Origin of the sequence: Aminobacter sp. LjRoot7, assembly GCF_964252895.1 — a bacterium.
In the GTDB taxonomy this organism is placed as follows: Bacteria; Pseudomonadota; Alphaproteobacteria; order Rhizobiales; family Rhizobiaceae; genus Aminobacter; species Aminobacter aminovorans_B.
This window is the reverse complement of the sequence record NZ_CAXUPX020000002.1, coordinates 313,924-328,278: the sequence shown is the minus strand read 5'-3', so window position 1 is coordinate 328,278 and position 14,355 is coordinate 313,924. Positions and strand designations below refer to the sequence as shown.

The 14,355-nt window shown below is 63.5% G+C and carries 9 protein-coding genes; all 9 read right to left on the bottom strand.

Features of this window, described 5'->3' with window-relative positions; genetic code table 11:
- Positions 1 to 2 precede the first annotated feature (2 nt).
- The 9 genes from glgX to ACSQ3E_RS07200 all read right to left on the bottom strand — a co-directional run bounded on the left by glgX (position 3) and on the right by ACSQ3E_RS07200 (position 14,283).
- Positions 3 to 2,027 (bottom strand): glycogen debranching protein GlgX, encoded by a 2,025-nt coding sequence (gene glgX, locus ACSQ3E_RS07240; protein ID WP_436122169.1) that lies wholly within the window; start codon positions 2,025 to 2,027, stop codon positions 3 to 5.
- Positions 2,027 to 3,655: an alpha-D-glucose phosphate-specific phosphoglucomutase gene (locus tag ACSQ3E_RS07235; RefSeq protein WP_436122168.1), complete on the bottom strand. Its 1,629-nt coding sequence runs from the start codon at positions 3,653 to 3,655 to the stop codon at positions 2,027 to 2,029. The genes glgX and ACSQ3E_RS07235 overlap by 1 nt, the downstream gene beginning before the upstream one ends.
- Positions 3,656 to 5,101, bottom strand: coding sequence for a glycogen synthase GlgA (gene glgA, locus ACSQ3E_RS07230; RefSeq protein ID WP_436122167.1), 1,446 nt, complete (start codon positions 5,099 to 5,101; stop codon positions 3,656 to 3,658).
- A 3-nt stretch (positions 5,102 to 5,104) separates the two neighbouring features.
- On the bottom strand, positions 5,105 to 6,367 hold the full coding sequence (gene glgC, locus ACSQ3E_RS07225) for a glucose-1-phosphate adenylyltransferase (RefSeq protein ID WP_436122166.1): 1,263 nt from the start codon (positions 6,365 to 6,367) through the stop codon (positions 5,105 to 5,107).
- A gap of 14 nt (positions 6,368 to 6,381) precedes the next feature.
- Positions 6,382 to 8,598, bottom strand: coding sequence for a 1,4-alpha-glucan branching protein GlgB (glgB, locus tag ACSQ3E_RS07220; RefSeq protein ID WP_436122165.1), 2,217 nt, complete (start codon positions 8,596 to 8,598; stop codon positions 6,382 to 6,384).
- 54 nt (positions 8,599 to 8,652) lie between these two features.
- The gene (locus ACSQ3E_RS07215) at positions 8,653 to 11,121 is read right to left on the bottom strand and encodes a glycogen/starch/alpha-glucan phosphorylase (RefSeq protein WP_436122164.1); all 2,469 of its coding nucleotides are present in this window, start codon (positions 11,119 to 11,121) and stop codon (positions 8,653 to 8,655) included.
- A gap of 162 nt (positions 11,122 to 11,283) precedes the next feature.
- On the bottom strand, positions 11,284 to 12,066 hold the full coding sequence (locus tag ACSQ3E_RS07210; protein ID WP_192317963.1) for an ATP-binding cassette domain-containing protein: 783 nt from the start codon (positions 12,064 to 12,066) through the stop codon (positions 11,284 to 11,286).
- Entirely contained in the window at positions 12,066 to 13,148 is a 1,083-nt protein-coding gene (locus tag ACSQ3E_RS07205) for an ABC transporter permease (RefSeq protein ID WP_310323217.1), read from the bottom strand. The genes ACSQ3E_RS07210 and ACSQ3E_RS07205 overlap by 1 nt, the downstream gene beginning before the upstream one ends.
- A gap of 103 nt (positions 13,149 to 13,251) precedes the next feature.
- On the bottom strand, positions 13,252 to 14,283 hold the full coding sequence (locus ACSQ3E_RS07200; protein WP_183194936.1) for a sugar ABC transporter substrate-binding protein: 1,032 nt from the start codon (positions 14,281 to 14,283) through the stop codon (positions 13,252 to 13,254).
- Positions 14,284 to 14,355: the final 72 nt, after the last annotated feature.

Sequence of the window (14,355 nt, the reverse complement as noted above, 5' to 3'; positions counted from 1 at the left end):
GGCTAATCTCCCTGGCTCACGGCCTGAGGCCGTTCTATCGCAAATGAAACACTGCGCGCCGGCACGCCGAAGCGCCCACCCCCCGAAACCGATCCGTCCAGAGCCGGACGCCATTCGAAAGCCGAACGCACTGGCAAGGCAAAATGCACATCACGCCGCGAGCCATTGATCATGACTGCAAACCGGCCGCCGGAAGCGTCACCATTGCCCAGCAGCATTGTCAGCCGGTGGCGGTCGGGTTCATGCCAATTGGCGTCGCCCATCGCTCGACCGGCCTCGGTCAGCCACTCGACATCTGCAATCTGCGAGCCATCAACGGCCGAACCTCGCAGAAAATCCAGTTGCGCCAGCGCTGGCACCTCTCGCCTCAACTTGCCAAGAGCAGCGACAAAGTCCTCCAACGCGACGTCACGTTCGGCCCAATCGAGCCAGGTCAGCTCGTTGTCCTGGGCGTAGGCATTGTTGTTGCCGCGCTGGCTCCGGCCGAATTCGTCGCCGGCCGTCAGCATGATGGCGCCGCGTGAGGCAAACAGCGTCGCCAGCAAGGCTCGGATATCGCGATCGCGCTCGGCAGCGATTTCAGGATCGCCGCTCTCGCCCTCGACGCCGTTGTTCCACGAGAAGTTCTCGTTGTGGCCGTCGTGATTGTGTTCGCCATTGGCCTCGTTGTGCTTGCGCTCGTAGCGAACGAGATCGGCGACCGTCATGCCGTCATGGGCAGCAATGAAGTTCACGGTCCGCGTTTGCACGCCACCGCCGAAGGTATCCGACGATCCCGCAAGCCGTGTCGCCAGCGCTCCCACCATGCCGCGATCGCCGCGCCAGAAACGCCTGACGTCGTCGCGGTAACGGTCGTTCCATTCGAGGAGTTCCTGGGGAAAGCCGCCCAGCCGATAGCCGTTGTGACCGATGTCCCAGGGTTCGGCGATCAGGACCCGGTCGCCGATGACGGGATCGTGCCGCATCGCCTGCAGCAATGGCGCGTCGGCGCTGAACTCGCCGTCGACCCGCCCGAGCACCGGCGCGAGATCGAAGCGGAACCCATCGACGCCGGCGTGGACGATGAAATGCCGCAAGCTGTCGAGGACCAGCTCCCGCGCAACCGGGCGGTCGCAGGCAAGCGTATTGCCGGTTCCAGTGTCATTGGCATAGCGGCCGGGATCGTCGACCGCCGTGCGATAATAGGCACGGTTGTCCACGCCGCGCAGCGACAGCGTCGGTCCGAGTTCGTCGCTTTCGGCGGTGTGGTTGAATACCAGATCGAGGATGACGCCGATGCCGGCGGCATGCAGTGCTGCCGTCGTCTCGCGCAGGTCGGCCATGCCGCCAGGCGCCAGGCGTGGGTCGAGCGCCATGAAGGTCACCGGATTGTAGCCCCAGGCATTGGTGAGGCCGAGGCGAGGCAAGTGGCGCTCGTCCATCGTCGCCGTCACCGGCATCAACTCGACCGCCGACACGCCGATCTTCAACAAATGTTCGATGATCGCGGGCTCGGCGAGCGCCCGGATCGTGCCACGCAGGCGCTTGGGCACGTCGGGATGCCGCATGGTGAAGGCGCGCATCGGCACTTCGTAGATCAGGCCGCCCGGCCTGAACGCCGGCGCTGCGTGCGGCACGATGGGCAGCGTCTCAGCCACCGCCTTGGGCATCAGGCCGGCGCTGTCGCCGCCCTGCCCCCTCGGGGACGCAAGCCGGACATCATAGCGGTAGGGCCGGTCAAGCCGCAGCGCATAAGGATCGACCAGCAGCTTGTCGGGATCGAACCACAAGCCGTCTTCGGGCGCATATGGCCCGTCGGCGCGAAAGCCGTACCGCGTGCCCTCCAGCAAGCCCGGAACGGAAAGCGCGAAAACGCCATCGCCTTCGCGCTGAAGCTCCAGCCGGTCCGTCTCCGCCTTGCCGTCGGCGCCGAAGATCGACACCCACATGCGTTCGGCGGCACTGGACCAGACGGCAAAACGGATGCCGCTTTCGCTGACGGTCGCGCCGAACCGCGGCCGATATGCAGCCGCCCGGTCCACTGGCATCAGGTGATGACACTCGGCTTGTCGCGGCCGGTATGGCTCCGGATGCCGGCAATGTCGTCGGCGGCCTTGATCAGGTCGGCAAGCGCTGCCTGCGTGTCCTGCCCGTGCCCCGCCGGATCGGGTTCGTAGCGCTCGATGTAGACGCGCAAAGTGGCGCCCGACGTGCCCGTGCCCGACAGACGGAAGACGACACGCGAGCCACCCTCGAACAGCACGCGGATGCCCTGGTTCTTGCTCACCGAGCCATCGACCGGATCGTTGTAGGCAAAGTCGTCGGCACTGGCGATCTTCATGCCCTGCACGGTGGTTCCTGGCAGGGACGCCAGCTTGCCGCGCAGTTCGTCGACCAGCGCATTGGCCTTGTCGGTCTCGACCTCTTCATAGTCGTGGCGCGAATAGTAGTTCTGGCCATAGGTTGCCCAATGCTTGGCAACGATGTCCTTGGCGCTCTCGCCGCGCACGGCGAGAATGTTGAGCCACAGCAGCACCGCCCATAGCCCGTCCTTCTCGCGGACATGATCGGAACCGGTGCCGGCACTCTCCTCGCCACAGATCGTCGCCATGCCGGCGTCGAGCAGATTGCCGAAGAACTTCCAGCCCGTCGGTGTCTCGTAGATGCCGATGCCGAGCTTCTCGGCGACGCGATCGGCGGCACCGCTGGTCGGCATCGAGCGTGCTATGCCCTTGAGGCCCGATCTGTAGCCGGGCGCGAGATGCGCATTGGCCGCCAGCATCGCCAGCGAATCCGACGGCGTGATGAAGATGCCGCGACCGATGATCAGATTGCGGTCGCCGTCGCCGTCGGAGGCCGCTCCGAAGTCCGGCGCGTTCGGTCCCATCATCTCGTCATAGAGATGCTTGGCGTGAACGAGGTTCGGGTCGGGGTGGTGACCGCCGAAATCCTCCAGCGGCACGAAATTGCGGGCGGTGCCTTCGGCAGCGCCGAGACGGCGTTCGAGTATCTCCTTAGCGTAAGGCCCCGTCACGGCATGCATGGCGTCGAAGCGCATGCGGAAGCCGGACTTGAACAGCGCCCGCAAAGCGTCGAAATCGAACAGCGTTTCCATCAGCTCGGCATAATCGGCGACCGGATCGACGACCTCGACCTTCATGCCGCCGACCTCGAAAGTGCCGAGCTTGTCGAGATCGACCGCGCCGACATCGGCGATCTTGTAGGCCGAGATGACCTTGCTGCGGGCGTAGACCGCGTCGGTCATCTTCTCCGGCGCGGGACCGCCGTTTTCGGCATTGTACTTGATGCCGAAATCCTCGTGCGGGCCGCCGGGATTATGGCTGGCCGACAGGATCAACCCGCCAAAGGCCTTGCGCTTGCGGATCAGGTTCGAGGCCGCCGGCGTCGACAGGATGCCGCCCTGTCCCACCACCACGCGGCCGAAGCCATTGGCGACCGCCATGGCGATGACCTTCTGGATCACCTCGCGATTGTAAAAGCGACCATCGCCGCCAACCACCAGCGTCTTGCCAGCCAAGCCTTCAAGCGAATCGAACACTGACTGGATGAAGTTCTCGGCATAGTTCGGCTGCTGGAAGACCGGCACCTTCTTGCGCAGGCCCGAAGTGCCGGGTTTCTGGTCGTTGTAGGGCGTGGTGGCGACGGTACGAATCATTCAGGCATCCCTTTTTGAGAGAAGCATGCGATAAAGTGCGGCATATTTCTGGGCGCTGCGGCCCCATGACACATCCGACTTCATGCCCTGCTTTTGGATTGCCGCCCAAGTTGCAGGCTCGGCATACAGCGCGTTGGCCCTCAGGATGGCGTGATTGAAGGCGGCTGCGTCTTCAGGCGCGAACTGAATGCCTGTGGCAACGCCGGCTGCAACAGCCGCCTCGTTGGCATCGATGACCGTATCCGCCAGTCCGCCGGTACGCGCGACGATCGGCACGCAGCCATAGCGCAGGCCGTAGAGCTGGGTGAGACCGCACGGCTCGAAGCGCGATGGGATCAGGATGCCATCGGCGCCGCCCTGCAACAGGTGCGACAGGCCCTCGTCATAACCGATGACGACGCCAACGCGGCCGCGATGGCGCGCGGCGGCAGCCAGAAGTGCGCCTTCCAGCCCGGCATCACCCGAGCCTAGGATCGCCAGCCGCGCACCGGAGGCGATCACCGGATCGATGATCGACGCCAGGATGTCGATGCCCTTCTGCCAGGTCAGGCGGCTGACGACGCAATAGATCGGACCGTCATCGCGATCGAGCGTCATGCGCTCTTCGATCGCCCGCTTGTTGGCCTTGCGCCCCTTCAGGTTCTTCGCCGTGTAGGTCGCCGCAAGATGCTTGTCGGTCTTCGGGTTCCAGATGTCGTCGTCAATGCCGTTGACGATGCCGTGGAGATCGGGCGAACGCAAGTTGATGAGCCCGTCGAGCCCCATGCCGAAGGCCGGGGTCCGGATTTCCTGGGCGTAGGTCGGGCTGACGGTGGTGATCGCCCACGCTGCCTGCAGGCCAGCCTTGAGGAAGCCGACGCCGCCATAATACTCGACGCCGTCGAGCGCCATAGCCTGCTGCGGCAGGCCAAGGCCGGCAAAGATGCTGACGCCGAACTGCCCCTGGAAGGCCAGGTTGTGCACGGTCATCACCGACGGCACCTTCGCCGCCTCGCCATAGCGCATGTAGGCCAGCGTCATCGCCGACTGCCAATCATGGGCATGCACGATGTCAGGCTTGTAGTCCTTGACCACACCGGCAGCGATGTCGGCGCCGACACGACCAAGTGCTGCGAACCGCCGCCAATTGTCCTGCCAGTCGGCGCCGGTTGCATCGCCATAGGGACCACCGGGCCGGTCGAACAGATGCGGCGCGTCAAGCACCAGCATATCCAGGCCAGCGATTTCGGCAGCATGGAGCGCTGCCTTGCCGCCTTGCAGTGCGGTGTACTGATGAACCGCCTTTTTCTTCTTCAGCGCGTTCATCACCACGGGATAGCCCGGGACCAGGCTGCGGGTGGCAACGCCAAGTCCTGCAAGTGCCCCCGGCAGCGCGCCGGTGACATCGGCCAGCCCGCCGGTCTTGATCAGCGGGAAAATCTCGGGCGTGACCGAAAGCACCTGCACCAATTACAACTCCAGCCTGTTGATCATGTCCTGGGTGATCAGGCAGATACCTTTCTCCGAGACGCGGAAACGCTTGGCGTCCAGCACCGGATCCTCACCGACGACCAGTCCCTCGGGTATCTGTACACCATGGTCTATGACAACTCGTTTGAGCCGTGCATTGCGGCCGACATAGCAGGCCGGCAGCATCACCACGTCCTCGAGCGTCGAAAAGGAATTGATGCGCGCGCCGGTGAAGATCAGGCTGCGCTTGAGCGAGGCACCCGAGACGATGCAGTCGCCTGAGACAAGCGAGGAAACAGCCGAGCCGCGCCGGCCGTCCTCGTCATGGACGAACTTCGCCGGCGGGGTCAGTTCCGAATAGGTCCAGATCGGCCAGTCGCGGTCATAGAGGTCGAGCTCGGGCGTGATGTCGGTCAGGTCGATGTTGGCTTCCCAGTAGGCATCGACGGTTCCGACATCGCGCCAGTAGGCCTCGCCTTCCATGCTCGAACGCACGCAGGACTTGGCGAAGCGATGGGCCACGGCTTTGCCGTGCTGGACGATGTAGGGAATGATGTCCTTGCCGAAATCTCGGCTCGATTCCGGCTCGTTGGCGTCGCGGCGCAACTGCTCCATCAGGAACTTGGTCTTGAAGACATAGATGCCCATCGAGGCCAGCGCATAGTCCGGCTTGTCGGGAATGCCGGGCGGATCGGCCGGCTTCTCGATGAACGAAATGATGCTGTCCTTCTTGTCGACATGCATGACGCCGAAGCCCGTCGCTTCCATGCGTGGCACCTCGAGGCAGCCGACGGTAACGTCCGCCCCGGCGTCGACGTGCTGGCGCAGCATCAGCTCGTAGTCCATCTTGTAGATGTGATCGCCGGCCAGGATGACCATGTATTCGGGGCCATAGGCCTCGATGATGTCGATGTTCTGGTAGACCGCGTCGGCAGTTCCTTCATACCATTGCGTCTCCGAGACGCGCTGGCTCGCCGGCAGGATGTCGAAGCTCTCGTTTCGCTCGGGCCTGAGGAAGTTCCAGCCGCGTTGCAGGTGGCGGATCAGCGAATGCGCCTTGTACTGGGTGGCGACGCCGAGGCGGCGAATACCCGAGTTCAGGGCATTGGACAGCGCAAAATCGATGATGCGGGTCTTGCCGCCGAAATAGACGGCGGGCTTGGCGCGCCGGTCGGTCAGTTCCTTGAGCCGGCTGCCGCGCCCGCCAGCAAGCACATAGGCCATGGCATCGCGCGCCAGCGGCTGGTTTCTCTTCAGTTCCATGCCATCCTCCCTGCTCAGTCCGCCACAAACTCAAGCATGATCGTCGCCAGCGGCGGCAGAAGCAGCGTGGCCGCTGCCCCTCCTCCATCCGTCGGTTGCGCGGTGACCATGCCGCTGTTGCCTTTGCCCGACCCGCCATAGTCCAGCGCATCGGAGTTGAAGATTTCCTGCCACTTGCCCGCCTTTGGCAGCGGCACGCGATATCCGTCGCGCAGAACCGGGGTGAAGCTGGTGATGACGGCGATCGGCGCGCCATCAGGCGCCTTGCGCAGCCAGGCGAAGACCGAATTCGCCGCGTCGTCGACGATCAGCCACTCGAAGCCTTCGGGCTCGCAGTCGCGGGCGTGCAGCGCCGGGCGCGAGCGGTAGAGATAGTTGAGATCGCGCACCAGCTGCCAGACGCCGCGATGCGGGGCGAAGTCGAGCAGGTTCCAGTCGAGCGCCCTTGCCTCGCTCCACTCCGCGCGCTGGGCAAACTCCTGGCCCATGAACAACAGTTTCTTGCCGGGATAACCCCACATGAAGGCGTAGTAGGCGCGCAGCGTCGCGAACTTCTGCCAGTCGTCGCCCGCCATCTTGTTGAGCAGCGTGCCTTTGCCATGCACGACCTCGTCATGGGACAACGGCAGGACGAAATTCTCGCTGAAGGCGTAGAGCAGCCCGAAGGTGATTTCGTTGTGGTGATGCTTGCGGTGCACCGGCTCCTTGGCGAGGTACTCCAGCGTGTCATGCATGAAGCCCATGTTCCATTTGAAGCCGAAGCCGAGCCCGCCTTCATGCACCGGCTGCGACACCTTGGGCCAGGATGTCGATTCCTCGGCAATCGTCATTACGCCCGGATGGGCGCCGTAGACGGCAGCATTCATCTTCTGCAGGAAACGCACCGATTCCAGGTTCTCGCGGCCACCGAACTCGTTGGGGATCCACTCGCCTTCTTTGCGCGAGTAGTCGAGATAGAGCATCGACGCCACCGCATCCACGCGCAGTCCGTCGACATGGTATTTCTCCGCCCAGAACAGGGCGTTGTTGACCAGGAACGACACCACCTCGCGCCGGCCGAAATTGTAGATCGCCGTGTTCCAGTCGGGATGGAAACCCTGACGCGGGTCGGCATGCTCGTAGAGCGCCGTGCCATCGAAATGCGCCAACCCATGCTCATCGACCGGGAAATGCGCCGGCACCCAGTCGAGGATGACGCCGATGCCGGCGCGATGGGCGCCGTCGACGAAGCGGGCAAAGCCCTCGGGTTCACCGAACCGGGCGGACGGCGCATAAAGCCCCGTCGTCTGGTAGCCCCAGGACGGGTCATAGGGATGCTCGGAGATCGGCATGAACTCGATATGGGTGAAGCCTGTCTCGACGGCATATGGGATCAGCCGGTCAGCCATCTCGTCCCACGACAGGAATGTGCCGTCATCGCGGCGCTGCCACGAGCCGGCGTGCACCTCATAGATGCTGATCGGCTCGCGCCGATGGTCGGCCGCACGCCAATGAGCGCGGTGCTTGTCGTCGCCCCATTCATGCGCGGGCGGTATGTCGGTCACCGACGCAGTCGCCGGTCGCAGCTCCGAACGGATCGCGTAGGGGTCGGCCTTGAGCGGCAACCTGACACCGCGAGCTCCGATCAGTTCGAACTTGTAGGGGCGGCCCGGACCGATGTCGGGGACGAAGATCTCCCAGATGCCGGTGTCCTGGCGCAGACGCATGGGATGGCGGCGGCCGTCCCAGTCGTTGAAGTCGCCGACCACCGAAACCCGATGCGCGTTCGGCGCCCAGACCGCGAAATGCACGCCGTTGGCGCCTTCATGCGAAATCAGATGTGCGCCCAGCTTGTCGAACAGCCGGAGATGCGAGCCTTCCCCAATGAAGTAGTCGTCCATCGGACCGAGCACCGGGCCGAAGCTGTAGGCATCGGTCACCCACCATTCGCCGCCGGCATTTTTCGCGAGATAACGCAGTGGCTGGCGCTTGCGGATCGACAGCTTGCCTTCGAAGAAGCCCGCATCGTTGCGGCGGGCAAGCTCGCCGCACGCCTTGCCCTCCAGCGTGTGGGCGGTGACGGTTTCGGCATGCGGCACGAAGCAACGGGCGATAAGCCCCTTGCCAGACTGCTGGAGCCCGAGCACCGCGAACGGGTCGCCATGGGTGCCGTTCACGATCGCCTCGATATCGCCTTCCGTGGCTCTGTCGAGCTCCGGTTTCGTTTCGGCGGCCGCGCCGGGCTTCAGCATGTTTTGGTGTCCCCTCCCAGGGTTTCTTCGGCGAGGTCAGTTCATGCAATCACATCAGGCCGGCACGTTCCAGATTTCTTTGGCATATTGGCGGATGGTGCGGTCGGAAGAGAACCAGCCGACACGCGCAACGTTGCGAATGGCGCGCGCGTACCAGTCCGGGCTGTCGCGCCAGACAGTGTCGACCTGGCGCTGGGCAGCGGCATAAGAATCGAAGTCGGCAGCGACCATGAACCAGTCGTGCTGGTAGATCCCGTCCATCAGCTCGCGGTAACGCGCCGGATCGTCGGGCGAGAACACGCCTGACGAAATCGCAGCCACCGCCTGCTTGAGCTCGGGCGAACTGTCGATCACGGCTTGCGGCTGGTAGCCACTGTTGCGGCGCTCGGCGACCTCCTCGGTGGTCAGGCCGAAGATGAAGATGTTGTCGTCGCCGACATGCTCCTTGATCTCGACATTGGCGCCGTCGAGCGTGCCGATGGTCAGCGCGCCGTTGAGCGCGAACTTCATGTTGCCTGTGCCCGACGCTTCCATGCCCGCCGTCGAGATCTGTTCCGACAAATCGGCCGCCGGCATCAGGATCTCGGCCGCGCTGACATTGTAGTTCGGCACGAAGACGACCTTGAGCAATCCGCGCACCGAGGGATCGCTGTTGATCACCCTGGCGACGTCGTTGGCCAGTTTGATGATCAGCTTGGCGTTGTGGTAGCTCGGTGCCGCCTTGCCGCCGAAGAACTTCACCCGCGGCATCCATTCGCGTTCCGGGTGCGAGCGGATCTGGTCGTAGAGCGCAACCGCCTCGATGATGTTCAGAAGCTGGCGCTTGTATTCGTGGATGCGCTTGATCTGGATGTCGAACAGCGCAGACGGATCGACCTTGATGCCCAGCCGCTCGGCCACGAGGTTCGACAACCGCACCTTGTTGGCGCGCTTGACGGCCGCGAACTTGTCGCGGAACGCGGCGTCCCCGGCAAAGCCATCGAGCTCGCGGATCGCCTCGATGTCATCGAGGAAGCGGTCGCCGATGGCTTCTCGCGCCAGGCCGGTCAAACCAGGATTGCACTGGATCAGCCAGCGTCGCGGCGTGATGCCGTTGGTCTTGTTGTTGATGCGATCGGGATAGAGGCTGTGCAGGTCGGCAAACACCGTTTCCTTCATCAGCTCGGTGTGCAGCGCCGAGACACCGTTGACGCTATGCGAACCGGCAAAGGCGAGATTGCCCATGCGGACACGGCGCTCGCCGTTTTCCTGGATCAGCGAAATGCGGCTGATCTGCTCGCCGTTGAAGCGGCCCGTCGCCCGCGCTTCAAGCAGAACCTCGGCATTGATCGCGTAGACGATCTGCATGTGGCGCGGCAAAAGCCGCTCGAACAGCGGCACCGGCCAGCTTTCGAGCGCCTCCGGCAGCAGCGTGTGGTTGGTGTAGGCAAAGGTGCGCTTGGTGATGTCCCAGGACGTGTCGAAATCCATGCCATGGACGTCCATCAACAGGCGCATCAGCTCAGGCACGGCGACAGCGGGATGGGTATCGTTGAGATGGATTGCCGCCTTGTCCGGCAAGGACAGCAGGTCGCCATACTTGCTGATGTGGCGCTGCAAGATGTCCTGCAGCGAGGCGGTCGAGAAGAAGTACTCCTGCCGCAGCCGCAGTTCCTGGCCGGCCTTGTGCGAGTCCGCGGGATAGAGCACGCGTGACAGTGCGTCGGCCTTGTTGCTCTCGGCAAGGGCGCCGATGTGGTCGCCGGCATTGAACTTGTCGAGCAGGATCGGGTCGAGCGGCATGCCCGACCACAGGCGCAGCGTGTTGACGCGCGCACCGCGCCAGCCAACCACCGGGGTGTCGTAGGCAACGGCCAGGACGCGATCGGTGGGCTTCCAGACATGGCGCTCGAGCCGGCCATCCGGTGTCGTGACCGACTCGACCGAACCTCCGAAGCCGACCTCGAAGGCGCGTTCGCGGCGCTCGAATTCCCAGGGATTGCCGTGCTCAAGCCATGTCTCGGGCAGTTCGACCTGCCAGCCATCATGGATTTCCTGGCGGAACATGCCGTTGGCATAACGAATGCCGTAGCCATGAGCCGGGATGTCGACGGTTGCCATGCTCTCCATGAAGCAGGCGGCGAGCCGGCCGAGACCGCCATTGCCGAGTGCGGCGTCGGGCTCGAGCTTGGCGATGACGTCGAACTCGACACCGAGCGAGGCCAGCGCCTGGCGCATCGCATCCATCAGGCCGAGATTGGAGAAGGCGTCGCGCATCAGGCGACCGATCAGGAACTCCAGCGAGAGATAATAAACCCGCTTGGCGCTCTGGTCGTAGGCTTCTTTGGTCGAGGAAATCCACTCGTCGACGATGCGGTCGCGCACGACCTTGATCGACGCGGTCAGCCAGTCGTAGTCGGTAGCAACGGTCGCGTCCTTGCCGAGCCGATACTTCAGCGCGCTCAGGATTTCGGCAGCCAATGCCTCGGGGCTGGTGTCGCCAAGCGGCGGCTGGGGGATTTTCGGGGTCACTGCGCGGGTCATCTCGCCTCTCGCATGTTGTTCGGCCACCGTTCTTTTGCCTCCCTCGCCGACACCTGTCCTCCCGCACTCATGTTAGCCATTCCGAATGCGATCTCAATCGATTTAAATCTCCGCGTCAATATCTCGCGACGCGGAGACCTAAGGTTGTGGAGGGGCCACCGGTCAGGCAGCGATTGCCGCCTCCGGCGGCGCCTTGGCGCCGGTCATGAACGCCACCGCATCGGACATCGAGTATTCCTTCGGGTCGATGACCGTCAGCCTGCGGCCCAAGCGGTGAATATGGATCCTGTCGGCAACCTCGAAGACATGCGGCATGTTGTGCGAGATCAGCACGATCGGCAGACCGCGCCGCTTCACGTCGAGGATCAGTTCGAGCACGCGGCGCGATTCCTTGACGCCAAGGGCAGCCGTCGGCTCGTCCATGATCACGACCTTGGAGCCGAAGGCCGCGGCCCGTGCCACCGCCACACCCTGGCGCTGGCCGCCGGAAAGAGTTTCGACAGCCTGGCTGATGTTCTGGATGGTCATCAGGCCAAGTTCGGTCAGCTTTTCGCGCGCCCGCTTTTCCATCGCGCCCCGGTCAAGCATGCGGAACCAGTTGCCCATGATGCCGGGCTTCCGGATTTCGCGGCCGAGGAACATGTTGTCGGCGATCGACAGCGCCGGCGACAGAGCGAGGTTCTGGTAGACCGTTTCGATGCCGGCGTCGCGGGCCTCCATCGGCGCCTTGAAGTTCACCACCTTGCCTTCGAGGCGGATCTCGCCTTCGTCAGGGGTGATGGCTCCCGAGATCGCCTTGATGAGCGACGACTTGCCGGCGCCGTTGTCGCCGATGACGGCAAGGATTTCGCCGGGATAGAGGTCAAAGTCGGCCTGATCGAGGGCGGTGACGCGACCGTAGCGCTTGACCAGGCCGCGTGCGGTGAGAAGAGGTTCGGTAGCCATCAGCCTGCAACCTTTCTGATCCACTGGTCGATTGCGACCGCGATGATGATGAGGGTGCCGATCAGCAGATAGGTCCACTGCGGGTCGGTGCCGATGAGGCGTAGGCCGAGCTGGAACACGCCGACGATCAGCGCGCCGAACAGCATACCGAGGATCGAACCGCGCCCACCGAACAGCGAGATGCCGCCGATCACCACTGCGGTAATGGATTCGATGTTGGCGAACTGGCCTGCCGTAGGTGACACCGAGCCGATACGGCCAATGAGCATCCAGCCACCGAGAGCACAAATCAGCCCGGAGATGACATAGACGGAGATAAGGACCCTGTTGACGCGCACGCCGGAAAGCTGAGCCGCCTCGGGATCATCGCCGATGGCGTAGACATGCCGGCCCCAGGCGGTGTGGTTCAAGATGTACCAGAGGACAGCCACCAGCAGCACCATGGCGACGACGCCATAGGTGAAGACGGCACTGCCAAGACGGAAGTTCTCGCCGAAGAATTTGAGGATCGGTGCCTGCGCCTCGATGTCCTGGGATCGGATCGTCTCGTTGGCCGAATAGAGGAAGTTCGTTGCCAGCACGATCTGCCAAGTGCCGAGCGTGACGATGAACGGCGGCAGCTTCATGTAGGAAACGAGTACACCATTGATCCAGCCGCAAAACGCGCCAACGGCGAACCCGCACAGGATCGCCAGCGACGGCGGCAGGCCGTAGCGGAAGGTGAACTGCCCCATCACCACCGACGACAGCACCATGATGGCACCAACGGACAGGTCGATGCCGGCGGTCAGGATGACGAGTGTCTGGGCAGCGCCGATGATGCCGGTGATCGCCACCTGCTGCAGGATCAGCGTCATCGAGAAGGCCGAGAAGAACTTGCCGCCGATGATCAGGCCGAAAAGTGCAACCGAGGCGACAAGCACGATCAGCGGGACTGCGGCCGGGTTGGAATGCAGGAAATGCTGGATCTTCTCGATTGGCGACCTTGTATGCGTATCGAAGCTGGCCACTGAGGTGTCGCTGCCCGAGAGAACCTTCTCGAACTCCTGCGGCCGCCTGGCATCTGCCGAAGCGTCAGTCATGTCGATTTCCTCCCATGAGGGATTTCACATCCCCCTTGTAGGAAGGGCGACCAAGGGGCCGCCCTTCGTCTGCAAGGAAGTGTCACGCCGTCAGGCGGTCAGATCAACCCCAGCACTTTTCCAGGCCGGTCTTGACGTCGATCGATTCCACGCCGGTAGCCGGCTTGTCGGTCACCAGCGATACGCCGGTGTCGAAGAAGTCCTTGCCTTCCGTCGGCTTGGGCTTCTCGCCAGAGTCGGCGAACTTCTTGATCGCCTCGATGCCGAGAGCCGCCATCATCAACGGGTACTGCTGCGAGGTCGCGCCGATGACACCATCCTGGACGTTCTTGACGCCCGGGCAGCCACCGTCGACGGAGACGATCAGCACGTTCTTTTCCATCCCGACTGCCTTGAGTGCCTCATAGGCACCGGCGGCGGCAGGTTCGTTGATGGTGTGGACGACGGTGATGCCCGGATCCTTCTGGAGCAGGTTCTCCATCGCCTTGCGGCCGCCCTCTTCATTGCCGTTGGTGACGTCGTGGCCGACGATGCGGGCATCGTCTTCATCGCCGATCTTGTTGGCGTCCTTCACGTCGATGCCGAAGCCCATCATGAAGCCCTGGTCGCGCAGAACGTCGACAGTCGGCTGCGACGGGGTCAGGTCAAGGAAGGCAACCTTGGCGTCCTTGGCCTTGTCGCCGAGCGTGGCGGCAGCCCACTGGCCGATCAGCTTGCCGGCAAGCAGGTTGTCGGTGGCGAAGGTGGCATCGGCAGCATCTGCCGGCTCAAGCGGGGTGTCGAGCGCGATGACCAGGATGCCGGCGTCGCGCGCCTTCTTGATCGCGGGCACGATGCCCTTGGTGTCGGACGCGGTGATCAGGATGCCCTTGGCGCCGTCGGCGATGCAGGTTTCGATCGCCGCGACCTGGCTTTCGCTGTCGCCGTCGATCTTACCGGCATAGCTCTTCAGTGTCACGCCGAGCTCAGTCGCCTTGGCGGTGGCACCCTCCTTCATCTTGACGAAGAAGGGGTTGGTGTCGGTCTTCGTGATCAGGCACGCGCCGACATCGGCAGCAGATGCAGGTGCTGCAACGGCAGCGAGCGCGGCGACGGCCGCACCAAAGACAGTCGTCTTCAGAACTGAAAATTTCATAGGGCATTCCTCCCAGAACCAAAACCATGCGAGCCCATCAGCGGGCCTCGCCCCGGATGCTCGTGCACTCTT